Consider the following 23,744-nt stretch of genomic DNA (forward strand, 5'->3'; position numbering starts at 1 on the left):
GAGAGCGAATACTTCTCGCAGCAAGGGGCGATCGTCCCGCACTCGCTCGCAGGGCAGGGGCAGCTCCCGTCCGAGCGAGCGCTCGCGTCGCGGGTCTTCCCCATCACGCACGCAGCGACCATCGCGCGATCAGGACTCGTCGCGAGCGGCCCGCGACACGAGGAGTTCGCGCAGCCCCCGCGATGAGCGCGCCTCTCGCGGGGCGGCTTCTTCTCAAAGCACGCTTTCCAACATCATTGGCGCTGTTGGTGTCGTCGGCGGCTCCATTGGGAGAGCGGTTGGCGGCGCTGCCGAGCGCATCAACGCCAGCCATGCCGCCGAGAGGGTGAATTCGAACCGCCCCTTCGTCCTTCTGCTTATCTTTGCCGCCATTGCCGCAGTTTTCTTCCTGCGCTTGGGATATCTCCAGATCATCGAGTCGGCCCATTATTCGGCGATGGCTGAAGAGGCGCGCACGATCTCGTTCACCACCACACCCCACCGAGGCACTATCTACGACCGCAATGGCACGGTGCTCGCGAAGAGCGTCGACGCGACGACGATCTATGCGAACCCCGCCGAGGTCACCGACGCGGCGGCGGAGGCGCAGGCTATCGCCAACGTGCTCGGGGGCGACGCGTCGACGTACCGGGAACTGCTCTCGAAGGAGTCCGCCACCTTCGTCTACGTGAAGCGCCAGGCGGATGTCGATGCCGCCGCCGAGGTGAAGAAGCTTGCCCTCGATGGCGTCTACTTCATCGCTGACACGCGGCGCGAATACCCCTGCGGCCAGATCGGCGGCCAGGTTATCGGCTACTGCAATGTCGACGGCGAGGGTATCACAGGCCTCGAGCTGCAATACAACGACATTCTTTCCGGCACGCCAGGCACCTACACCGCCGAGCGCGGGGAAAACGGCCTTCCCATCCCTGGCGGTGTCAAGGAGGAGACGCCTGCGGTCGACGGCCAGGACATCATGATCTCGATTGACATCGAGCTGCAGGAATATGTGGAGAATCGCGTCGCCGAGGCCGCCGAGGACATGACCGCCGCTGGCGGCTCCTCGGTCGTGATGGACGCGGGCACGGGCGAAATCTATGCCATCGCCTCGCTGCCCTACATGGACCCCTCCGACATGACAAGCGCGAAATCTAGTTCCGACCAGGTAAAACCGATTACGCAAGCCTTCGAGCCGGGCTCGGTGTTCAAGACGGTGTCGGCAACGACCATCTTGGAAGAGGGGGCGATGACGCCTGACGACACGCTCTTCTGCCCCGCGGTGATCGAGGCCGACGGCTACAAGGTCTCCGACGCGCACGAGCGCTCCGACCAGACCTTCTCGTTCCGCCAAATCCTCGACCAGTCCTCAAACGTCGGCATCTCGCTTTCGGTGCAGAAGATGACTGACGGGTTTACCAAGCTCTATGAGCATATCCAGAAGTACAACCTCTGCGAGAAGACGGGCGTCGACTACCCGGGCGAGGCTTCGGGCACGCTTCAGCCGCTCGAGAACTGGGCCACGATCACGGGGTGGAACGTAAGCTTCGGCCAGGGCGTCGCAGTGACGCCGCTCCAGCTTGTGCGCTTCTACGGGGCGCTTGCCAACGACGGGGTCGAGGTGACGCCCCACTTCTTGGTGAGCAAGCCGCAAACAGGTGAGATTCCTACCTACGATACCGAGGACGTGATCGAGAACAAGGCTGCCATCCCGACCATCACCGACATGCTGAAAACGGTGGTCACCGATGGTACGGGCAAGAATGCCCAGATAGAGGGCTACTCGGTGGCAGGCAAGACCTCGACTGCGGAAATCGCGGAGGGCGGCGTGTACCGTCAAGGGGTCTACAACCTGTGCTTCGAGGGATTTTTGCCCGACTCGTCGAGTCAATTAGTTTGTTTTGTGGGACTCAATGAGGTCCCAAGCCAAGGAAACGTGTCGAATGTTTTTAAGGATATAATGGCCTTTGCCATCGATCGATACAAGATTCAGCCGGAGTGAGGTAGACAACATGGCCAAAACGTGTGCGGATTTATTCGAAGGCTTCAATTGCACCATTCTCGGCAATCCATCTGAAGAGGTTTCGGGCATCGCCTATCGCTCCGATCGCGTGCAGCCCGGCGATGCGTTCTTCTGCATCGTGGGCCTCGCCGTGGACGGACATTCCTTCGCGCAGGACGCGATCGACCGCGGTGCGAAGGTTCTCATCGTGGAGCGCAAGCTCTACCTGGCCGACGCGACCGATGTGACCGAGGTCGTCGTCGCCGATTCGCGCAAGGCGCTCGCCTATGCCGCCGCGCAGTTCTTCGACAACCCTTCGCGCACCTTCTCGCTCGTTGGCGTCACGGGAACCAACGGCAAGACAACCACGACCTATCTCGTCGAGCACATTGCGCGCATGGCGGGGAAGAAGACGGGCGTCATCGGCACCGTCGGAACAACCATCGGCGATGTGCACGAGAAGTCCGAGCACACCACTCCCGAGTCGAGCGACTTACAGCACCTGTTCGCGCGCATGCGCGATGCGAAATGCGATTGCGTCGCCATGGAGGTCAGCTCCCATGCGCTCGATCTGTGCCGCACGTGGGATACGCGTTTCTCGGTGACGGCGTTCACCAACCTGACGCAGGACCACCTCGACTACCATCACACGTTCGAGGCGTACTTCGAGGCGAAGGCGCTGCTGTTCTCGCACGACTATCCGGCTCGTCGCGTCATCTGCATCGACGACAAGTGGGGAGCCGAGCTTAACCGCCGTTGCATGGAGGCGGGCGACATGGTGGTGACGACCGGCTTTGATGAGTCGGCGGCTATCCACCCCGTGAAGGTCGACTACGGCGTGGCGAGAACCGATGTCGTGCTGTCCGTTCGCGGCGAGGAAATCGCGTTCTCCTACCCGCTCGTCGGGCGCTTCAACGTTTCCAACATCATGACGGCCTTCGGCGTCGGCCTCATGCTGGGCATCCCCGCGGCCGATATCGCGAAATCGCTGGAGGATGCCAGCCCCGTGCCAGGCCGCCTTGAGCGTGTGCGCACGCCCCACGACGGCGGCGTGTCGGTATACGTCGACTATGCACACACCCCCGATGCGCTTGAGAAGGCGCTCGGCTCCATCATGGCGCTCGGCCACGGCCGCACGATCGTCGTCTTCGGCTGCGGCGGCAACCGCGATGCGGGGAAGCGACCGCTCATGGGGAAGAAGGCCCTTGCTGCGGACTACGCCATCGTCACGAGCGACAACCCGCGCCACGAGAACCCCGACGCCATCATCGCCGACATTGTTGCCGGTATGGGCGATTCCCAGGACAAGTATGAAATCGTGCCCGATCGCCGCAGCGCGATTCGCCGCGCGATCGAGCTTGCCGACGCGAACACGTCGGTTCTCATCGCTGGCAAGGGGCATGAGGATTACCAGCTTGTAGGCGACGAGGTCTTGTCCTTCGACGACCGCGTCGTTGCGCGCGAGGAACTTGAGCGCCGTTTTGTCGGCGCTGCAGCGGAGGCGAACTAGCTTGCAACTTTCCGTAACCGAAATCGCAGAGGCGGTCTCTGCGCGCATTGTCGCGGCTCCGAACCCGGATGCTCAGATTGCGTCCGTTACGTGGGATTCCCGCACTGCCAGCGAGGGCTCGCTCTATGTCGCGCTTGCTGGTGAACGAGTCGACGGGCACGACTACGTTCTCGCCGCCGTTTCCGCAGGCGCGCGCTGCGTGCTCGTCACACGGTCCCTCCCCGATGAGGTGGTCGCCCGCGTGCAAGAGCTCGGGGCGGCGATTCTTCTTGTGGATGACGCGCAGGTCGCCATCACCGATCTCGCTCGCGTATGGCGTGGGCGCTTGCAGGGTCGGATCGTGGGCCTTACCGGCTCGAACGGCAAGACAACAACCAAAAACCTCGTGCGCGACGTGCTCGCATGCGCAGGGAGCGTTACGGCTACGCGCGGCAACCAGAACAACGAGCTCGGCGTGCCGAACACGCTGCTTGCCGCCGATGCCGACACTCTCAACGTTGTGGTCGAGATGGGCATGCGCGGCAGCGGCCAGATCGATTCGCTGTGCTCCTTCGTGCGCCCCGATTGGGGAATTGTCACCCAGGTCGGCGAGAGCCACATCGAGCTGCTGGGTAGTCGTGAGAATATCGCGCGCGCCAAATCCGAGCTCATCGCCGCGCTTCCCGAAGGCGGAGTTGCTTTTCTGAACGGCGCCGACGATATGTCGGACTTCGTGTGGGAGTGCGCTCGGGGGGCCGAGCGCGGAGTCGGCGCGGTGTGCTTCGACGGGTCGGGCGCTTATCGTGAGGATGCGGCTCGCGGGTGGCGTGCGGGGCGCGCGGTTTGGGCGTCTGATATTTCGCTCGACGATGCGGGCCGTGCTTCGTTTACCCTTTTCGCGCGCGGGTTCTCGGGCGATGCGGGATGCGCGAGCGCTACCTGCTCGCTTGCGCTCTCCGGCCTGCACAACGTCCACAACGCGTGTGCTGCTGCGGCGGTCGGCCTCGCTGCGGGGCTTTCCCTCGAGGTGATCGTCGAGGCGCTCGGCGCTGCCAAGCCCGAGTCGGGGCGTCAGGAGATGCTCACGGCGCGCGAGGGCTTCACGATTGTGAACGATGCGTACAATGCGAACCCCGATTCCATGCGCGCGGCGCTCAATACTTTCGCCGCGATGCACGTCACGGGTTCCCGCATCGCTGTGCTCGGTGACATGGGCGAGCTGGGGGATTTCGGTCCTGCGGGCCATCGTGAGATGGGTGCTCTTGCGGCAGCGCTCGGCATAGATCGGCTCGTGAGCGTGGGCGATTTGGGGTCCCTTATCGCCGAGGCCGCCGAAGAGGGCGGCATGCCCGAAGATCGTGTTTTCCGCACTGCTGACGCAGCGGGTGCGCTTGAAGTTGTGAAGGGGCTCGTCGGGCCAGGGGACGCGGTGCTCGTGAAGGCGTCGCATTCCGTTGGTCTCGAGAGGGTCGTTGAAGGATTGGTCGACTGATGTTCAACATATTCTCGCAATATCCCACGTTTGTCGTGTTCCTCGCCGTCGTGCTTTCCATCGTGATCACGATGGCGCTCATGCCGGCGTTCATTCGCGCGCTTCGCTCGTACCATATCGGCCAACAGGTTCGCGCCGATGGCCCCGAAAGCCATCTCGTGAAGCAGGGCACGCCGACGATGGGCGGACTTATCATGCTGATCGCAGTTGTGGTCACAGTGCTGCTCATCGGCACGCCCTCAGCTGAGACGTTCGCCCTCGTCATCGCGACGGTGCTTGCCGGCGCCCTCGGTCTAGCCGACGACGGCGAGAAGGTCGTGAAGGAACGCTCGCTCGGGCTTACCCCGAAGGCGAAGCTTATCGGGCAGTTCCTCATCGCGACGGTCTTCTGCCTTGTCGCGGTGAACTTCCTCGGCATCGAGCCCACCGTCGACATCCCGTTTATCGTGAACCTCGACTTTGGCATTCTGACCACGCAGATTGGCGACTTCTCCATCCCGTGGCTCTATCTTATCTTCGTGAACATCCTGCTCGTGGGCATGTGCAATGCCGTGAACTTGACCGACGGCCTTGACGGTTTGGCCGCTGGCACGGTCATGATCGTCATGATCGTCATGGCAGCGATTGCCTACCGCACCGACGCGCTCGACTCTGCCATCGTGGCCGGTGCGCTTGCCGGCGCATGCATCGGGTTTTTGTGGTTCAACTCTTATCCAGCCGATATCTTCATGGGCGACACCGGCTCGCTTGCGCTTGGCATGGCGCTCGGTTGCCTTGCCGTCCTCACCAAGACCGAGTTCGTGTCGGTCATCATCGGCGGCTTGTTCGTCGCCGAGGCGCTCTCCGTCATGATCCAGGTGTTCTACTACAAGAAGACGCACAAGCGCATCTTCCTCATGGCGCCTTTGCACCATCACTTTGAGAAGAAAGGGTGGAGCGAGACGAAGGTCGTCGTGCGCTTTTGGATCGTTTCGGGCGTATTAGCGGCAATCGGATTCTCGATCTATTTCGCCGAGTCCCTTGTGGCGGTGGCGTAGCGCATGCAGGTTTTCTTGGAAGGAACGTCCATGCTGATCGAAGGTAAGAAATACGCGCCCGAGCATCTGGGGCGCGTCCTTGTTTTGGGACTGGGCAAAAGCGGACATGCGGCCCTCGATTACCTGTTGCCGCTTTTGGGCACGCGTGTGGATGCGCTTGCCGTGGCGGCGGGCGGTGATACTCCGGCGGCCCGTGCCGACGCCGAGCGGGCGAAGGCGGCGGGTGCCGCGGTCGAGTTCGGAAACGACGCCGTGGCCCCTCTTGTGCAGGCTGTCGGCGGCTCGTTCGATTTGTGCATCGCGAGCCCGGGCATTCCCGAGATTTCTGAATTCTTCCAGTCCGCGAAGGCGGCGAGCGTCGAGTTGGTGAGCGAGGTCGAGTTCGCGTGGCGCGAATCCGACGAGTCGAGCACGTGGGTCGCCATTACGGGCACGAACGGCAAGACGACTACGACGTCAATCGCCGCCCATCTGCTCGAAGATGCGGGTCTTGCAGCGCGTGCAGTCGGCAACATCGGCGACGCTTGCATTGCTCGCGTGGCTGCGGGAGATACCGACGTGTACGTGGCCGAGGTGTCGTCATTCCAGCTCGAGTCGACTTCGCGCTTCGCCCCGAACGTTGCGGTGCTCTTGAACATCACCCCCGACCACATCGAGTGGCATGGGACGCTTGACGCTTATGCTTCGGCGAAGTGGAAGGTGATAGCGAACCTCTCGCAAGTCCCGAACTCCACCGCCGTTCTCTGCGCGACCGATGACGCGGTTCGCGCGCGTATCCGCGAGCTACGCACCATGACGCCTGACGAGCGCGGCTTCGACTATGTCCCCGTTGGCACCAAAGACGGGATCGCTGGTGACATGCGTGCCCGCTGCGGATCCGAGAACGCTGCCTTTGTCGCGCCCGATGGCGTGCTCACGGTTGCGCTTCGGGGCGTGGAGCATCGGTTGTGCGCTGCGTCCGAGCTGCAAATCAAGGGCGAACACAACACGGAGAACGCGCTTGTCGCGGCTTCTTGCGCGCTCGCGCTCGGTATTGACGACTCGCTTGTCGCCCAATCGCTTCGCTCCTTCGCGCCGCTCGAACATCGCATCGAGCCCTGCGGCAGCGTAGCCGGTGTGGCCTGCTACAACGACTCCAAGGCAACCAACGTCGACGCGACGCTCAAGGCTTTCTCGGCCTTCGGCTCTACGCGCCCGATCGTGCTGCTCGGTGGACACGACAAGGGAACGGATCTCGCTCCGCTCGTTGCCGCCGCCCATGAGCATGCGAAGGCCGTCGTGATCTTCGGCGAGGCGCGCGAGCGCTTCCTTGCGGCCTTCGGCGGCGAGTGCCCTGGCGAGGACGGCGTGCTTGCCGTCATCGCGGCGAATCATATGGAAGATGCGCTCGACGCGGGCCTTGCGGCAGCTGCGCCGGGGGATGTGCTCTTGCTTTCCCCCGCATGCTCCTCGTTCGACGAGTTTACCTGCTACGAGCAGCGCGGCGATGTCTTCAAGGAACTTGTCGCCGTCCGCTCGGCAGAGGCATAGCGGGGTAGTTTCGCATGCCCAGAACCCAGCGTTCCCGCAACGCCGTCCCCGCATCGATACACGGCCCGCGCATCGGCTTTCTGCTCTGCGTGCTCGCGCTCGTGCTCATCGGGTTCGTGATGGTGTACTCGGCGGGGTCGATCTCGAACATCAACAATGGAGTCGATGCGCTCAAAAGCCTGACCGACCAGGTGATGTATGCCGTTTTCGGTGCGCTTATCGCGTTCGCGATTTACCGCTTCATTCCGGTGTCGATATGGAGAACTAAGTGGCTTTGGGCGGCATTAGCGCTGCTCGTCGTCGTTATCTTGCTGACGGCTCTCGTTGGTGTCGACAACTACGGCGCTAAGCGCTGGCTGCGTCTCGGTCCTGTGACGATTCAGGTCTCCGAGTTCGCGAAGATCGTGTTCGTCTTGGTCTCCGCGCGCATCTACGCCGATTTCGTTTCGGGCGAGATCAGCGGGGGACGTTGCCTCGGGGGGTTTTTCCTGCTCGTGCTTGTGCCGCTTGCGATTATCTACAAAACGCAGTCCGACCTGGGCACCACGATGATCTGCATCGTGGCGATACTTGCGGTGCTGTGGTACGGTGAGCTTCCTATCGGCATTTTTGCCATCATCCTCGCCGCCATCTTCGTTTTCGGCCTTATTGCCATGTTCGGCACGGGTTACCGCGCCGACCGCTGGTCCTTCCTCAACCCTTGGGACGACGGCCAGGGCGGTTACGGCAGCGGTTACAACATCATGCACTCGTATTTTGCGTTTTCCGAAGGCGGCATCTTCGGCGTCGGCCTCGGCAATGGGCATGAGAAGTACCAGTATCTTTTCGCGAGCGACAGCGACTTCGTGTTCGCGGTCATCGGCGAAGAGCTCGGCATGGTCGGCTGCCTTGCCGTTATCGCCCTCTTTCTGGGCGTCCTCTACACCGGCACGCTCATCGCCCGCGCTGCGCGCGACGATTTCTCCATGATGATTGCGGGCGGGCTCACGATCGCCCTCGTTTTCCAGGCGTTTCTGAACATCGCGTGCGCCATCGGCGTGTTCCCCACGACGGGCAAGCCCCTGCCGTTCATCTCGTCGGGAGGCTCATCCATTTTGGCATCGCTCATCATGGTGGGGCTTATCCTGTCCGTGTCGCGCGATGCGGCCTCCTCCGACGAGTTCGATCGACGCCGCTCGAGCCTGCGCGTCGTCAGGCGCGAGGAGGACGGCGTAGGCGATAGCCCGCGAGACGCTGCCCGCTCGGGGGCTCGCAGGTCCGCGCGGGAGCAGTCCTACGGTGGCGGCCGCGCGCAGAGGGCCGCATCGAATCGCACGGAATCTCAGACGGCTGCAGGGCGGTCGTCTTCTCGAAGGAGGTAGTCGTATGCTCGTCGTACTGTCGGGCGGGGGAACCGCTGGTCATATCAATCCTGCGCTTGCGCTCGCCGAGGTGCTTGAAGAGCGGGGGGTAGAGGTGCGTTTCGCTGGCACGCCGCGCGGGGTCGAGTCGCGCCTTGTGCCCGAAGCGGGCATCGCATTTCAGCCCTTCGAGGCGTCCGGTTTCAACCGCAAACATCCCCTCTCGCTCGTGAAGGCGCTCAAGCTCATCTCTCACTCGACGAAGGAAGCCAAGAGCTGGTTCTCCGAGATCGAGCCGAGCGCGGTCGTTGGCTTCGGCGGGTATGTCTCTATTCCGGTCGCCCGTGCGGCCGAGCAGATGGGCATCCCCGTGGTCGTCCATGAGCAGAACTCCGTCATGGGCCTTGCGAACAAGGAGCTTTCCAAGAAGGCACGTGCGGTGTGTTTGACCTACGAGTGTGCGAAGGAGGGCGTTGCCATTCCGACTGCCACTCAGGTGCACGTGACAGGCAACCCGGTGCGCAAGAAGGTGCTGCTTGCAACGCGCGAGGAAGGCCGCCGGATGTTCGGGATACCCGACGATGCGCTCATGCTGCTCGTTTTCGGCGGAAGCCTGGGCGCGCGCCAGCTCAACGAGGGAATCGCAGCGCTCAAGTCCGAACTGCTCTCGCGGGAGAACCTGCATGTCGTGCATATCACGGGCCCTAAAGATCTCGATCGCACGACGGCCGAGCTCGCGCTCACCGAGGAGGAGGCGAAGCGCTGGCACGTCATGGGGTATCAGGACCGCATGGGCGAGACGCTCGCCGCGACCGACGCCATCGTGTCGCGCGCAGGTGCGACTTCCCTGGCCGAGATCTCGGCGCGCGCCATCCCGGCGCTGCTCGTGCCGTACCCCCATGCGACGGCCGACCATCAGACTACGAACGCCCGCGCCTACGTTGCGGCGGGGTGCGCGGAGATGATTCCCGACGCCGAGGTGGGCTCGGACAAGTTTGCGCAGCTCGTGTTCTCGCTTATCGACGACGCGGATGTGCGTGCGGGCATGACCGCGGCCGCTCGTGAGCAGAAGACTGCCGATGCGGCGGCGAAATTGGCTGATGTTGTGATGGGCGCCGCGTCTTCGGCTGACCATGGACTACAATAGGCTCTTTGGAATAACGGGAAACCAACGGGTGGGATCGATCACTATGAGCACTGAACGTTTGCATTTCATCGGCGTCGGCGGCGTGGGCATGAGCGGTATCGCGCATGTGGCGCATGACCAGGGCATGGTCGTCACCGGCTCGGACATCAAGGAGAGCCGCTACACCAAGCAGCTGAAAAGCTACGGCATCCCCGTGGCCATCGGCCAGGCGGCGGAGAACGTGCCCGAAGGCGACGATGTCACCGTCGTCATCTCGACGGCAATCCTCGACAACAACCCCGAGCTCGAAGAGGCACGCCGCCGCAACCTCAACGTCATCCACCGTGCCCAGATGCTCGCGCGCTTGGGCGAGCGGCTCGACACGCTCGCGGTGGCGGGCACGCATGGCAAGACCACCACGTCCTCCATGCTCGCGAGTACGCTCGACGGCATGGGCCTCGACCCGACGTTCCTCATCGGCGGCATCGTCCGCTCCTACGGGACTAACGCGCATTCCGGCACGGGAAAGTACTACGTGGTCGAAGCCGACGAGTCCGACAAGTCGTTCACGTTCCTCTCTCCCGCGGGCGTCATCGTCACCAATATTGAGGCCGACCATCTTGACCACTACAAGGACCTCGGCGAGATCTTCGAAAAGTTCAAGCAGTTCATGGCTTCCGTCCCCGAGGACGGCCCCGTCGTCGTGTGCGGCGAGGAGGAAGCGCTCGTCTGCGCGGCGCGCGAGGTGCACCCCCGCGCGATCACGTATGGTCTGGGGGAGGAATGCGACGCGCGCGTCGTGTCTTACGGCCCGCATGGCGTGGGTTCTTCCTTCACGCTCGAGCTTCCCGACGGTACGCGGGTCGAAGGCAAGGTTAAGCAGAATCCCGGTGTGCACAACGTGCTCAATGCCGCGGCGGTGCTCACGCTCATCTGGGCGCTCGGGCTCGACGTGCAGAAGGCGGCCTGCGTGCTCGCCGATTTCGCGGGCGTCCGTCGTCGCTTCGACTTGGTGGGAGAGGCGCAGGGCGTTACCGTCGTGGACGATTACGCCCACCATCCTACCGAGATAGCGGCAACCATCGCCGCTGCTAAGACGCTCGATTTCAACCATGTTCACGTGCTGTTCCAGCCGCACCGCTACTCGCGTGCCCCGCTGTTCACCGAGGTGCTCCACGACGAGTTCGGCGCAGCGTTCGACGATGCCGACACGGTGACGTTCATGGACGTCTACCCTGCCGGCGAGGCGCCGGTCCCCGGCGTGTCGGGCAAGACCTTCCTCAACGTCGTGCTCGACCACAGCGGGCATCCTGCGGCAAGCTATGTTCCGCGCCGCCTCGACGTCGTGCCCCATATGGCCGCCCTTGCAAAGCCGGGTGATTTGGTCATCACAATGGGCGCGGGCGACGTCACGGCGATCGGCCCGCAGCTTGTCGAAGCGCTTGGCGCGGCGGACGCTGGTGCGGGGGAGTAACTCATGGTCGCACGTCACGCCTCGCCGCTCGAGGCGCTGCTCGTCGACGAGCGCTTCGACGGGGAAATCAACCCATTCGAGCCCATGTCTCGCCATACCACCTACCGCATCGGCGGGCCGGCACGCTATTTCGCGCGCGTCCACTCGGTAGGTGCGCTCGCACGCGTGCTCGACGCCTGCAAGGCTGTGGGCGAGAAATGGTACATCGTCGGTCGGGGTTCGAATCTGCTCGTCGCTGACGAGGGCGTCGACGCGGCGGTCATCGTGCTCGGGCGCGACTTCCGCAGCATGCGCTACGACGAGGAGAAATCGCGTCTCATGCTCGGCGCCGGCGTGCCGCTTTCCGCTGCTGTGCAGGAGGCGTTTCGCCGCTCGCTCGCGGGGCTCGAGTTCGCAGTGGGCACGCCGGGGTCTGTCGGCGGGGCCTTGCGCATGAATGCCGGCTCTCGAGACGAATGGCTCGGAGCGCGCGTGGAGAGCGTCACCTCGTTCTCGGCCGAGGGGGGCCTTGTGCGTCGCCACGGCAGCGAGATCGAGTGGGGATATCGCTGCTCGTCGTTTCCCGTCGACGAGATACTGGTCGAGTGCGAGCTCAACATGGAGCCCGCCGATCCCTTCTACATTAGGGGGAAGATGGAGGCCTCGCTCAAGCGCCGCAAGGCGACCCAGCCACTGCGTCAGCCCTCATGCGGAAGCGTTTTCAAGAACCCCGAAGGTGCGTCGGCAGGCGACTTGATCGAGCGTGCGGGGCTCAAAGGTAGTGCCGTCGGCGGCGCGCGCATCTCCGATGTCCATGCGAACTTCATTGTGAACACGGGGAATGCGACGGCCCGCGATGTGTTGTCGTTGATCGAACTTGTCCAGGGGAAGGTAATGGAAGCTTATGGCGTTGCGCTCAAGCCGGAAGTCAAGCTCCTCGGCTTCGAATAGGCGTCCCCAAAACGCACCGGCCCCGCGCCCACGGTCCTCTGCGCGTCCACAGTCGTCGCGCACGCCGGGCTCGGGCATGCCGCGCTCCGTCCAAGGTGGGCGCGCGGTTGAGGGCGGTTCGGTGCGCTATCGCTCCCGAAGCGTGGGCGACATCGAGCGCGCAAGCCGCGCCGAGCGCGTGCGCGCAAGCTACCATCGCCATCTCGTGAAGCTCGGGGTCGTCCTCGGGGCGATCGCCGCACTCATTGCCTGCGCCGCGGTCCTGTACTTCTCGAGCGTCTTCTCGATCGACGAGGTCAAAGTCGAAGGCGTCGAGCACCTCACCCAGTCCGATCTGCAGGCGCTCGTGTCGGTGCCCGAGGGCGAGACGCTTCTGCGCGTCGATACGAAGGCGATTGAGGACAGCCTTCTGCGCGATGCGTGGGTGAAAAGCGTCTCGTGCAACCGCATCTTCCCCCATACGCTCCAGATCGTCGTGACCGAGCGCACAGTGGCCGCGGTCGTTGAGGTTCCCACATCGGATGCGAAGTCGACCCAGCCCTGGGCGATCTCCTCGGACGGGATGTGGCTTATGGCCATTCCAGACCAGGACACTCAGCTCGGCCAATCGCTCAACCAGCGCATTTACGACGATGCGCAAAACGCGCTCCACATCACCGACGTGCCCTATGGAACCTCGGCGGAAACCGGGACGAAGTGCACCGACGAAAACGTGAACAACGCGCTTGCGATCGTCTCCGGTATGACGACCGATCTTGCCAACCAGGTGAAGACCGTATCCGCGACCGATGCGGAATCAACGAAGCTCACGCTCGAAGGCGGCGTGGAGATCGCGTTCGGACCCGCCCAGAACATTCGCGAGAAAGAGCGAGTGTGCCTGCAGATTCTCAACGACAACCCGGGCAAGGTCGCCTACATCAACGTGCGCGTGGTCGATCGCCCGACGTGGCGGTCCTTGTAAAGTAGCCCAATAGTGGCACTTTCATGGACTCGGCCGAAGGCCTCGACCCGTGCAATTTGCAATCGAGGTATCATCGTGTACAATAACGCAGGTAAAACTGCACCCACAGTGGGAAACGCAGCATTTTAATCGCAGCAGGTGTGGAGGATACAATGCCAAACACAATAGGTTCCGAGCATTTGGCGGTCATCAAGGTCGTCGGCGTAGGCGGCGGCGGTACCAATGCCGTGAACCGCATGGTTGAAGCGGGCGTGAAGGGCGTCGAGTTCATCGCCGTCAACACCGATCGCCAGGCTTTGCTCATGTCGGACGCCGATAAGACGATCCACATCGGCGACGAGCTCACGCGCGGTCTCGGTGCGGGCGCGAACCCCGAAGTGGGGTGCCAGGCAGCCGAGGAGTCGCGTGCAGAAATTCGCGAGGCACTCGCCGAGGCCGACATGGTCTTCGTCACTGCTGGCGAAGGCGGCGGCACGGGTACGGGCGCCGCTCCCATCATCGCAGAAATCGCGCGCGAGGAAATCGGCGCGCTGACCGTCGGCATCGTGACGAAGCCTTTCTCCTTCGAGGGGCGCCTTCGTCGCAACCAGGCCGATCAGGGCATCGACTTGCTCTCTCAGAAGGTCGATACGCTCATCGTCATCCCGAACGACCGACTGCTTGAAATCGTCGACAAGAAGACGAGCATGCTCGATGCGTTCCGCATCGCCGACGATACCCTGCGCCAGGGCATCCAGGGCGTCACCGATCTCATCACCATCCCGGGCCTTATCAACCTCGACTTCGCGGACATCCGCACGGTCATGAAGGACGCGGGCACGGCGATGATGGGCATCGGCATCGCGACGGGTGAGAACCGCGCGCTCGACGCGGCGCAGCAGGCGACCAACTCCAACCTGCTCGAGGCATCCATCGCGGGCGCTTCCCGCGTGCTGTTCTCCATCGCTGGCGGTCCCGACCTCACGCTGACCGAGGTTGACGAGGCTGCGCGCACCGTCGAGGCATGCGCCGATGAGAATGCAAACATCATCTACGGCCAGATCATCGACGAGTCGATGGGCGATCAGGTTCGTATCACCGTCATCGCCACCGGCTTCAAGATGAATGCCCCGCAGCAGTCTTCGCTCGATTTCTCGCGCAAGGATCTGTTCGCGTCGACGGATCCGACCCCGGCGCCGAGCAGCGCTCCGGTTACTTTCTCGACCACGCCGAGCGCAGGCCGCTTCGCCGACGAGGATTACATCCCTGATTTCTTGAGGCGTCAGCGCTAAGGAGGTAATCGGCTATGGTGGCATCAAGCCTGCCGTTGCCGCACCTCGCTGCCCGAACAATCGATTCGATCCCGATTTTCACCGACGACGCGTTGTATGGCGCGTCGTCGGTTCGTATTGCCTTCACAGGCCGTGCGGGAGGGGCAAGCGAGGGCGATTACGCAAGCCTTAACTTGGGAACTCATGTTGGCGACGACCGCGATGTCGTCCTTGGAAACCGACGTGCGCTCCTTTGCGCGCTCAGCGAGCCCGATATGCCGCTCGTCGTGCCCAACCAGGTACACGGAACCGACCTGGTGAACATCGAGACGTCCGACCCCGAAGCGCTGTGTGGCATCCAAGATGCCGCGGATGCGGGTGCCGATGGGCTCGTTGTTTCCTGCCCTCGCGTCGCTGCGCTCCTCTGCTTCGCTGATTGCGTTCCCGTGATCATCGTATCGCCGACGGGGCGTGTGGCGGTGGTCCACGCGGGGTGGCGCGGAGCCGTGGCGCGTATCGCCTCTTCAGCTTGCAAGCGCCTCGCCGCTCTCGATGCGCGCGAGCTCGGGTATGATGCCCCGGTTCCTTCCGAGTTCAACGCCTATATCGGACCGCATATCTGCGCATCGTGCTTCGAGACGGGGCCCGATGTGGCGCAGCGCTTCGCAAGCGAGATCGGGCCAGGCTGCGTGCCCGATGCGCACCATGTCGATTTGGAAGAGGCGCTCATCCTCGATTTCGAATCGGCGGGCCTTTCGCGCGAGCGGATTGCGTCTGCGCACGCCTGCACGAAGTGCGAGCCCGACAGGTTCTTCTCGTATCGTGCGTCGGGCGGCGTATGCGGTCGCCATGGTGCACTCGCTTTCCGTTCAAGGTAAGGAGTTTATGGCAATGGGAATAGCCGAGCGTTATGAAAAGGTCGAAGAGGAACTTGCGCAGGAGTGCGCCCTTGCGGGGAGGGACCCCAAAGAGGTGCGACTCGTCGCGGTCTCCAAGACGGTCGGCGTCGAGGGCGTGGGGGAGGCGTACGCTGCAGGTGCGCGGGACTTCGGCGAGAACCGACCCGACCAGATCGTTCCCAAGTCACAGGCGTTCCCCGATGCCCACTGGCATTTCATCGGCAACATCCAGTCGCGGCGCATCCGCGATATCGTCGACTCCGCATCGCTTATCCACTCCGTCTATCAGGAGAAGCATGCGCGCAAGATCGACGAAGTCGCCCGCGAGAAGGGAATCGTACAGGACATCCTTATCGAAGTGAACGTCTCGGGCGAGGAAAGCAAAAGCGGTGTCTCGCCCGATGAGGCAGAGGCTCTCGTTGATGTGTGCGAGACGCTTCCCAACGTGCGCGTGCGTGGGTTCATGACGATGGCCCCGCAAGGCGACTTGGAAATCGCAAGCCGCTGCTTCGAGGGTTTGGCGAAGCTTGCGGAGAAGGTTCGCGCCTCCCTCCCCGCGCCAAGCGCCGAGGCGTTCGATGAACTTTCTATGGGCATGAGCGAAGATTGGCGAGAGGCGGTTCGTGCGGGCGCTACCATAGTTCGCATCGGACGGGCGATTTTCAGCGACTCGTTTTAGGTCGCCTCCTTCCACCCCTGACGTGCGGTTAGCACGCAAAGCGGCTTGTAAACGATGCAGGACAACCCACTACTGGAGCTGCCAGGAAGAAAGGAAACGGAGTTAAGGCATGTTGGACGAACTCAAATCGAAACTCGGTTTCGGCGGCGGTGCCGTGCGCGGTCGCTCGAACGACCGGTACGACGACTACGACGATGACTACGGCGACTACGAGGAAGATTACTCGGAATACGCTGAATACGCGGACGACTCCGAAAACGACTATGATCCTTACGCCCCGGTAACGACTCGCAGTGCTCGCTCGAATTCCACCATCTCGAATCTGGTATCAATCAACGACGTGCGTGCGCACTCGCGCGGGGAGGGCTCATCGAGTACCTCCACGTCCAGCGCGCGCCGCATGACGACAGCGCACACCCCGTATCGCGGTGAGCGCACCACTGTCGACAGCTCGCTGCCTCCGACGATGACGCCGGAGGGCTCGGCCGCCGTTGCGGCAGCCGCTTCGCGTCCGACCCGCTCCGAAGGGCTGAACTCGCTGTTCGAGCCGACGGCGGGCGAGGCGAAGCCGACGGGCAAGCATGCCGCGACCACGACCCCGTCCTCGCATATGGGCGTCACGTCCGGTGCGACGAGCGCGTCCGCGGAAGGCTCTCTCGGCGCCTTTACGCGCCAGCCCGCGCAATCAAGCGCCGCCGCGGCAATGAGCGAAACTGCGCGGAAGGCTTCGGTACAGGCGAGCTCCGCTTACGATCCCCAGTCCGCCTACGCCCAGGCGCAGGGCGCGCGTTATGTGGCAAAGCGCTCGTGCACGGTGCTCAAGCCGGCGAGCTACGGCGAGGTCGAGAAAATCGCCCGGGCTCTTAAAGGCGGCGATGCGGTCATCCTCGCGCTTCGCAACACGCCCGACTCGCTTTCCAAGCGCATCCTTGATTTCTCCTTCGGCGTCTCGAGTGCGCTCGATGCGGGGGTGGAATGCGTCGGGGACAAAGTCTTCGCGATCACGAAGGGCGACGCCTTAACCGACGCGGAGAAGCTCGCGCTCCGAAACCAGGGAGTGCTATAACGTGGTGAACATCTCGAGCGTGAAACGCGCAGCTGGGGAGGCTATCTCGTGCTGAGCCTGAAATACCTGATCGTATCGCTGTCCGACGTGTACTCGATGCTCATCTTCGTGTACGTCATGCTGTCCTGGTTCCCGACTGATCGCGGCATCCTTGCCGACATCAACACGGTCCTCGGCAAGATCTGCGATCCGTATCTCAACCTTTTCAAGAAGTTCATTCCCCCGATTGGAGGAATGGTGGACGTGAGTCCAATCGTTGCGTTGCTTGTATTACAATTTGGTGTAAGACTGCTGATAGGCTTGCTGTAAAGATGCAGGCTTTGCTGGCGAAGGGAAGATGAATGGCTATCACCTCGGCTGAAATCCACAACCAAAGTTTCTCGATTGACCGCAAGGGATACGACGTCGACGAAGTCGATGTGTTTCTCGAGCATGTCGCCGATGAGATCGATAATCTCAACAACCAGATCGCCGACCTGCAGGATCAATTGAACGATTCGCGCTTCGACGGGTTTGACACGCCAGCGAAGCCGATCGAGGAAGCCCCTGCCGCCGCGCCGGCGCCTGCGTCTGCTCCGGCTCAGGACTTCTCGCAGGAACTCGACGAGGCAAATGCACGCATCCGCGAGCTCGAGTTGCAGCTTGAAGAGAAGCAGGCTGACGGCAACGCCATCGCGCAGGCGCTCATCATCGCGCAGCGCTCCGCTGACGAGATTCTCGCGAAGGCCAACAACACCGCGGCCGAGACCATTCAGGACGCGAAGGACGAGGCTCAGCGCATCATCGACCGCGCCAACAACGACAAGCAGGACGTCATCGATGCCATTCGCAAGCTCGAGGACGATCGCGAGGACGCGCGCGAGGAGTATCAGGAACTTCTCACCGACTTCATCAACGACGCTTCTCGCAAGCTCGCCGAGATCGGCGGCGGCTCTCAGGCTTCCGTCGCTGCGGCGCACTACGCCGACACCACCGATGCGACGGCGCAGGTCCAGGTTCCCATGAACGCCGAGCCTGTGGCGTATTCCACCCCTCAGACGGGCAACGTCGCCGTGGCGGCGGCAACCCCCATGCCCTCCGCGGTGGAGAAGGACCTTTCGGGCTTCGGTGACGCCGACGATGACTTCTCCTTCGACGAGCTCGACTAGGGGAATCTTCCAAGAAACGCGAAAGGGGCAGTTCAAAAGCGAACGGCCCCTTTTTCATGCCCTGATGCGGGCTTTGCGCCTCAAAGCGCGAGTGGGTCGATAAGCCGGGTTCTGTCGTTGGGACGGCCATTTATCTCGAACGCGTGTCGCCACGCGTCTCAAGCACGCAACCCGAGCGCACGGAAGGGCACCGTATCGCGTTCCTATTTGCGCTTGCTCCAGATGGGGTTTACCAAGCCACGCCGTTGCCGACGCGCTGGTGCGCTTTTACCGCACCGTTTCAGCTTTTCCCTCAAAAGAGGGAGTCTTCTTTTCTGTGGCACTAATCCGTCGGGTCGCCCCGCCCAGCCGTTAGCTGGCATCTTGCCCTTTGGAGCCCGGACTTTCCTCACGCCTTGCGGCGCGCGACCGTCAGGCCCACTCGCGTATAATAGTGTACCACGAGCATGCTCAAAGTGACGGAAAGGACAAATCAACCATGGGAACCTGTGCGCTTGTCGGTGCGGTCGACTTCAACGCCGAGCATTTCAAGGCGATGGACGCCGCAGGCGCCTTCGATTTCGTAATCGCAGTCGATGCCGGGTTTGCCTCCCTCGAGGCAATCGGGCGCGAAGCCGATATGGCGATCGGCGACTTCGACTCCCTTGGCTACGTGCCCCGGTGTCGTCGCGTGTCGCGTCATCCGGTGAAGAAGGACAAAAGCGACATGGAGCTCGCTATGGAGAAAGCCGTCTTCTGGGACAACCAGGAGCTCTTCGTCTACGGTGCGCTCGCAAAGCGCCTCGACCACACGATCGCGAACCTGCAGCTGTTCGCGCGCTACTCCGAGCGGGGCATCTACGTCACGGGGGTAGGAGACGACTTCGCGGTGCGCTGCGTCACAGGGCCCGACGTCTTCGAGCTGCCCGAGGGGCTCGATACGGGCGTGGTGTCGGTGTTCTCGGCGAACGATACGGCGCGCGGTGTCATCGAGCGCGGCCTGGAATACTCGCTCGACGACGAGCCGCTTTCCAACCGCACGTCGCTTGGGCTCTCAAACGAGCTTACGGGGAAGCCGGCGGCGGTGAGCGTCGAGGAGGGCACGCTCTACGTCTTCTATCCGCTCGCGACGGGCGAAGCTGCCACCGCGCCGTCGCCCGCCACCGTGTGACGCTTGTCGGCTTTTCGGCGATCGCGCGGCGGACCTTTCCCTCTGTCGTATAATTCGCCTAGCATCTTTGCATAACCGGGGAGCTCGCATGTGGCGCTATGCTGCGCGGCGGGCTGAGAGGAAGCGCGCTTTCGCTTCGACCCGAAACCTGATGTGGATAATGCCAACGAAGGGAGTCGGATAATGGCGAACAGCCAGGTAGTTTCGCATACCAAAATCACGCAGATCGATTTCGCGCGCGCAGGGGAAATCACGCCCGCTATGCGCATTGTCGCTGAAAAGGAGGGCCGCGCGCCCGAGTTCATCCGCGAGGGGGTCGCAGCCGGCCGCATTGCCATCCCTGCGAACATCCACCACACGTCGCTTTCTCCCGAAGGCGTGGGCGAGGGGCTTCGCACGAAGGTGAACGTGAACCTGGGTATCTCGGGCGATCTTGCCGATGAGCAGGTCGAATGGGAGAAGGTCGACATCGCCTTCGAGCTTGGCGCCGAGGCGATCATGGACTTGTCGAACAGTGGGAAGACGCAGTCGTTCCGCACGCGGCTGATCGAGAAGTCGCCTGCGATGATCGGCACCGTCCCCATGTACGACGCCATAGGCTACCTCGAGAAGGCCCTCATCTCCATCACTGCCGAGGACTTCCTCGACGTCGTTCGCCGCCACGCTGAGGACGGCGTCGACTTCGTCACAATCCATGCGGGCATGAATCGCCGCACCATCGAATCGTTCAAGGAAACGGGGCGGCTCATGAACGTGGTGTCGCGCGGCGGCTCGCTCATCTTCGCGTGGATGGAGGCGACGGGCAACGAGAACCCGTTCTACGAGTACTACGACGAGGTGCTCGATATCCTGCACGAGCACGACGTGACCATTTCCCTCGGCGACGCGATGCGCCCGGGCTGCAACTACGACGCGACCGATGCCGGCCAGATCTCCGAGCTTATCGAGATCGGCAAGCTCACCAAGCGCGCGTGGGATGCTGGCGTGCAGGTCATGGTCGAGGGGCCGGGGCATATGGCGATCGACGAGATTGCGGCGAACATGAAGCTCGAGAAGCGTCTGTGCCACAACGCGCCGTTCTACGTGCTCGGCCCGCTCGTGACCGATATCGCCCCTGGATACGATCACATCACCGCAGCTATCGGCGGGGCCATCGCGGCGAGCTCCGGCGCGGACTTCCTGTGCTACGTCACGCCTGCCGAGCACCTTCGCCTTCCCGATGCCCATGATGTGCGCGAGGGCCTTGTCGCGACGAAGATCGCAGCGCACGCGGCAGACATCGCGAAGGGTATCCCGGGCGCGCGCGAGCGCGATGCGCGCATGTCGGATGCTCGTCGTCGCATGGACTGGGAAGAGCAGTTCTCGCTTGCGATCGACCCGGTGCGCCCGCGCAAGGTGTTTGAGAGCGCCCCTCCCGAAAACGAGGGGACCTGCACGATGTGCGGCAAGATGTGCGCGGTCCGCACGGTGAACAAGATTATGGATGGCCTGGTCATCGATCTCGACAACGAATAGTAAACGACGAAGGGAGACGCAATGCTTGGAGACGAGAACAACAACGAGCTGTTCGACCTCGCGAACTTCGATGCGAAGAAGACGGCACTGCTCGTGATCGACGAGCTTGGCGACCCGACGGGAACCCCGCTCGAGCAGACGCTTCTGCCCGCAATTGAGAACACCGCCCGCATTGCGGCGGCTGCCCGGCGCGCAGGCATCCCCGTCATCTTCACGAACGACGCCCATATCCCCGGTCTCGATCGCGAGTTGCTGCTCTGGGGCGATCACGGCATCGCCGGCACCCCCGAGGCGCAGACCTCGCCGCTGCTTGACCCCAAGGAGGGCGATTTCACCATCGAGAAGCGCCGCTACAGCGCGTTTTTCCAGACGGGACTGCGCCTTCTGCTCGACGAGCTCGGCGTCGACACGCTCATTTGCACGGGAATGGATACTAACATCTGCGTTCGCCATACGCTTGCCGACGCGTACTTCAACAACTACAACCTTATCGTTGCGGGCGACGCGACGGCGACGTTTCTTGTGGGGAACCAGGAGGAGGGGCTTGAGTACTTCAAGACCTGCTATGCCGCCTGCGTTCTTTCTACCGACGACGTCGTAGCGCTGCTCGAGAAGTAGGGGGCGCGCATGAAGGCGGTCGTGAGCATAGCCGGATCGGACTCAAGCGGCGGCGCGGGCATTCAGGCGGACATCAAGACGATAGCGGCGCATCACCTGTTCGCCGAGACGGTCATCACCGCGCTCACCGCGCAAAATACGCTTGGGGTAACGGGGGTGCACGAGGTGCCCGCCGCGTTCGTCTCGGAGCAGATCGACGCGGTCTTCTCCGACATCCGCCCCGATGCGGTGAAGGTCGGCATGGTGTCGTCGGCCGAGATCATCCGCGCGATTGCCGGCGGCCTCGACAAGTGGCATGCGGAAAACATCGTGGTCGATCCCGTCATGGTGGCGACGAGCGGCGCGCGCCTTATCGGCGAAGACGCGGTGTCGGCGCTTATCGAGGAGATTCTTCCCCGGGCGAGCGTCATCACCCCGAACATTCCCGAGGCACAGGTCCTTTGCGGTTGCGAGTTGTCGGACGAGGAATCATGTGAGCGCGCGGCTGTAAGCCTTGCCCGCTCGCTTGGGGTCAACGTCTTGGTGAAGGGAGGGCACGGTGCCCACGACGCCAACGACGTCCTCGCAACCCGTTCGGGCGAGGTCCACTGGTTCCGCCATGAGGCGATTCCGACGAGCAACACCCACGGGACGGGATGCACGCTTTCTTCCGCCATCGCATGCGGTCTTGCCTGTGGGTTATCCGTTTCCGACGCGGTTGCGGCTGCCAAGGAATACCTCACGGGCGCACTCTCGGCGGGCCTCGATCTGGGAAAGGGGAGCGGGCCGCTTGATCATATGTGGCAAAACTCCTGATAAGAGTAATGTATCGCCGTTCCCTTTCAAATTTTTCAAAAAAGTTGAAATAAAGGCTTGACGGCATAGGGAAATGCGCGTAATATACTTTCCTGCGCTTGCGCCTTGCAGAACAGCAAGAGACGCACCGGCAGTAAGTTGGGGTGTCGTCTAATGGCAGGACAGCGGTTTCTGGTGCCGTATGTGAGGGTTCGACTCCTTCCACCCCAGCCATTACGATTCCAAAGCGCTTATGTGGCTCCGTCGTCTAGCGGTTTAGGACGCCGCCCTCTCAAGGCGGAGGTCGAGGGTTCGAATCCCTTCGGAGCTACCAAGAAACAACAGGCCAGGGCTTTTGCCCTGGCCTTTTTCTAATCTGAGCAGGACATTGTCAAGAGGCAAAATCGGGCCTGGCCCCAGCTTTTTCGCTGGAGTCAGGCCCTTTCCTCTATATCGACCCATGCTGTGGCGACTTCGGCGTGTCTTTCCGACGCTCGTCTTTGCAGTTTAATATCCGCCCGTGGCGATCGCTCGCTGGGCAATCCGTTGCTACGGCTGAGGCTACCTCGTCGATTCGACAGTCTGTTGACGCGGGTGGCGCCTTCGGCGCTCGCAAAAAAAGAGACTGGGATTCGCCTCAACGGCCTCGGATCGGACCGCGGCTTGAGAGGACGGCGCTGTATGTCTTCGCTGGGTTTTCCGCGTCCTATCGCGCCCCCTCCGCCATCGAGCCCACGGCCCAGCACCAGCACGCCAGCTCGCGCGCGGTGGCGACGTTCGCCTTGTTCTTGTGGACCCCGCGCTCCAGCAGGGCGGCGCGCCTCCCGGCGAGCCGCCGCACCCCCTTCGACGCATGCCGCCTGGCAGCCGGGTCGGGGGCTTGGCCCGGGGCCAGGCCCTTCGAATGGGGCGAGGCGGCCAGGTAGTGCCACGCCGCCTCCACCATCACCCTCCTCAGGTGCTTGTTGCCGGCCTTGGTGATGCCGCCCCGGGCGACCTTCTCCCCGCTGGAGTGCTCGGAGGGGACGAGCCCGAGCCACGCGGCGAACGACCTCGCGTTGCGGAACCTCGCGAACTCGCCGGCCTCGAAGACGATGTCGGCCGCGGTCATGACGTCGACGCCCTTCAGGCACCGCAGGGAGTCGACCCTCTTCCTCCACCTCGGCTTGGACGCCTCGTCGGCCACCAGCTTCTCCAAGCGCCTCTTGTCCTCCTCGGCCTGCCTCACCGCGTCGACGTAGAAGGCGAGCGCGTCGTTGTCCGCCTTCTCGCCGAAAGAAATCGACTT

The 23,744-nt window shown here is 62.8% G+C and carries 21 protein-coding genes, 2 tRNA genes, 1 other RNA gene and 1 riboswitch; of the genes, 22 read left to right on the plus strand and 2 right to left on the minus strand.

Annotation, left to right across the window (positions count from 1 at the left end; all coding sequences use genetic code 11):
* The first annotated feature begins 325 nt into the window (after positions 1-325).
* The 16 genes from ACMRQN_RS06685 (at position 326) to ACMRQN_RS06760 (ending at position 18,399) form a co-directional block, all read left to right on the plus strand.
* A complete protein-coding gene (locus tag ACMRQN_RS06685; protein WP_296061538.1) occupies positions 326-1,978 on the plus strand; it encodes a peptidoglycan D,D-transpeptidase FtsI family protein in 1,653 nt (550 codons plus the stop codon).
* A 10-nt stretch (positions 1,979-1,988) separates the two neighbouring features.
* Entirely contained in the window at positions 1,989-3,488 is a 1,500-nt protein-coding gene (locus ACMRQN_RS06690; protein WP_418734334.1) for a UDP-N-acetylmuramoyl-L-alanyl-D-glutamate--2,6-diaminopimelate ligase, read from the plus strand.
* A 1-nt stretch (position 3,489) separates the two neighbouring features.
* Positions 3,490-4,959: a UDP-N-acetylmuramoyl-tripeptide--D-alanyl-D-alanine ligase gene (locus ACMRQN_RS06695; protein ID WP_418734335.1), complete on the plus strand. Its 1,470-nt coding sequence runs from the start codon at positions 3,490-3,492 to the stop codon at positions 4,957-4,959.
* Positions 4,959-5,996 (plus strand): phospho-N-acetylmuramoyl-pentapeptide-transferase, encoded by a 1,038-nt coding sequence (mraY, locus tag ACMRQN_RS06700; RefSeq protein WP_418734336.1) that lies wholly within the window; start codon positions 4,959-4,961, stop codon positions 5,994-5,996. Before ACMRQN_RS06695 ends, mraY begins: the two co-directional genes overlap by 1 nt.
* A gap of 30 nt (positions 5,997-6,026) precedes the next feature.
* Complete coding sequence (gene murD / locus ACMRQN_RS06705) at positions 6,027-7,526, plus strand: UDP-N-acetylmuramoyl-L-alanine--D-glutamate ligase (protein ID WP_418734337.1); 1,500 nt, start codon at positions 6,027-6,029, stop codon at positions 7,524-7,526.
* A gap of 14 nt (positions 7,527-7,540) precedes the next feature.
* Positions 7,541-8,887 (plus strand): FtsW/RodA/SpoVE family cell cycle protein, encoded by a 1,347-nt coding sequence (locus tag ACMRQN_RS06710; protein ID WP_418734338.1) that lies wholly within the window; start codon positions 7,541-7,543, stop codon positions 8,885-8,887.
* 4 nt (positions 8,888-8,891) lie between these two features.
* Positions 8,892-10,013, plus strand: coding sequence for an undecaprenyldiphospho-muramoylpentapeptide beta-N-acetylglucosaminyltransferase (gene murG, locus ACMRQN_RS06715; protein WP_418734339.1), 1,122 nt, complete (start codon positions 8,892-8,894; stop codon positions 10,011-10,013).
* 43 nt (positions 10,014-10,056) lie between these two features.
* Positions 10,057-11,466, plus strand: coding sequence for a UDP-N-acetylmuramate--L-alanine ligase (murC, locus tag ACMRQN_RS06720; protein ID WP_418734340.1), 1,410 nt, complete (start codon positions 10,057-10,059; stop codon positions 11,464-11,466).
* Positions 11,467-11,469: 3 nt separating this feature from the next.
* Positions 11,470-12,396, plus strand: coding sequence for a UDP-N-acetylmuramate dehydrogenase (gene murB / locus ACMRQN_RS06725; RefSeq protein WP_418734341.1), 927 nt, complete (start codon positions 11,470-11,472; stop codon positions 12,394-12,396).
* A gap of 76 nt (positions 12,397-12,472) precedes the next feature.
* Positions 12,473-13,357 carry a cell division protein FtsQ/DivIB gene (locus ACMRQN_RS06730; RefSeq protein ID WP_418734342.1) on the plus strand — a complete coding sequence of 295 codons (885 nt, stop codon included), beginning with the start codon at positions 12,473-12,475 and terminating at the stop codon, positions 13,355-13,357.
* A gap of 152 nt (positions 13,358-13,509) precedes the next feature.
* Entirely contained in the window at positions 13,510-14,628 is a 1,119-nt protein-coding gene (gene ftsZ / locus ACMRQN_RS06735) for a cell division protein FtsZ (RefSeq protein ID WP_158050201.1), read from the plus strand.
* A gap of 14 nt (positions 14,629-14,642) precedes the next feature.
* On the plus strand, positions 14,643-15,485 hold the full coding sequence (locus tag ACMRQN_RS06740) for a polyphenol oxidase family protein (RefSeq protein ID WP_418734343.1): 843 nt from the start codon (positions 14,643-14,645) through the stop codon (positions 15,483-15,485).
* Positions 15,486-15,492: 7 nt separating this feature from the next.
* Positions 15,493-16,185: a YggS family pyridoxal phosphate-dependent enzyme gene (locus ACMRQN_RS06745; RefSeq protein ID WP_418734344.1), complete on the plus strand. Its 693-nt coding sequence runs from the start codon at positions 15,493-15,495 to the stop codon at positions 16,183-16,185.
* A 109-nt stretch (positions 16,186-16,294) separates the two neighbouring features.
* Entirely contained in the window at positions 16,295-17,251 is a 957-nt protein-coding gene (locus ACMRQN_RS06750; protein WP_418734345.1) for a cell division protein SepF, read from the plus strand.
* A gap of 48 nt (positions 17,252-17,299) precedes the next feature.
* Positions 17,300-17,560: a YggT family protein gene (locus ACMRQN_RS06755; RefSeq protein WP_158050198.1), complete on the plus strand. Its 261-nt coding sequence runs from the start codon at positions 17,300-17,302 to the stop codon at positions 17,558-17,560.
* Positions 17,561-17,592: 32 nt separating this feature from the next.
* Positions 17,593-18,399 (plus strand): DivIVA domain-containing protein, encoded by an 807-nt coding sequence (locus tag ACMRQN_RS06760; RefSeq protein WP_418734346.1) that lies wholly within the window; start codon positions 17,593-17,595, stop codon positions 18,397-18,399.
* An 84-nt stretch (positions 18,400-18,483) separates the two neighbouring features.
* Here ACMRQN_RS06760 and rnpB read toward each other — a convergent pair.
* Positions 18,484-18,823, minus strand: an RNA gene (rnpB, locus tag ACMRQN_RS06765) — RNase P RNA component class A.
* A 54-nt stretch (positions 18,824-18,877) separates the two neighbouring features.
* On the opposite strand from rnpB, the gene ACMRQN_RS06770 reads away from it, so the two are divergent.
* The 6 genes from ACMRQN_RS06770 to ACMRQN_RS06795 all read left to right on the plus strand — a co-directional run bounded on the left by ACMRQN_RS06770 (position 18,878) and on the right by ACMRQN_RS06795 (position 22,790).
* Positions 18,878-19,549, plus strand: coding sequence for a thiamine diphosphokinase (locus ACMRQN_RS06770; protein ID WP_418734347.1), 672 nt, complete (start codon positions 18,878-18,880; stop codon positions 19,547-19,549).
* Positions 19,550-19,615: 66 nt separating this feature from the next.
* A riboswitch (TPP riboswitch) is annotated at positions 19,616-19,741 on the plus strand.
* A complete protein-coding gene (thiC, locus tag ACMRQN_RS06775) occupies positions 19,733-21,064 on the plus strand; it encodes a phosphomethylpyrimidine synthase ThiC (protein WP_418734348.1) in 1,332 nt (443 codons plus the stop codon). Its footprint overlaps the riboswitch before it by 9 nt.
* 21 nt (positions 21,065-21,085) lie before the next feature.
* Positions 21,086-21,682: a cysteine hydrolase family protein gene (locus ACMRQN_RS06780; protein ID WP_277013540.1), complete on the plus strand. Its 597-nt coding sequence runs from the start codon at positions 21,086-21,088 to the stop codon at positions 21,680-21,682.
* Positions 21,683-21,691: 9 nt separating this feature from the next.
* Positions 21,692-22,477 carry a bifunctional hydroxymethylpyrimidine kinase/phosphomethylpyrimidine kinase gene (thiD, locus tag ACMRQN_RS06785; RefSeq protein ID WP_418734349.1) on the plus strand — a complete coding sequence of 262 codons (786 nt, stop codon included), beginning with the start codon at positions 21,692-21,694 and terminating at the stop codon, positions 22,475-22,477.
* 139 nt (positions 22,478-22,616) lie between these two features.
* Positions 22,617-22,690: transfer RNA gene (locus ACMRQN_RS06790), tRNA-Gln, on the plus strand.
* A 23-nt stretch (positions 22,691-22,713) separates the two neighbouring features.
* Positions 22,714-22,790, plus strand: a tRNA-Glu gene (locus ACMRQN_RS06795).
* 372 nt (positions 22,791-23,162) lie between these two features.
* On the opposite strand, the gene ACMRQN_RS06800 is transcribed toward ACMRQN_RS06795, so the two are convergent.
* Positions 23,163-23,744 (minus strand): transposase (locus ACMRQN_RS06800; RefSeq protein WP_418734350.1); only part of this gene is annotated, 582 nt, incomplete at its 5' end.

It is taken from the genome of Ellagibacter sp. (genome assembly GCF_048412355.1).
Taxonomy (GTDB): Bacteria; Actinomycetota; Coriobacteriia; order Coriobacteriales; family Eggerthellaceae; genus Ellagibacter.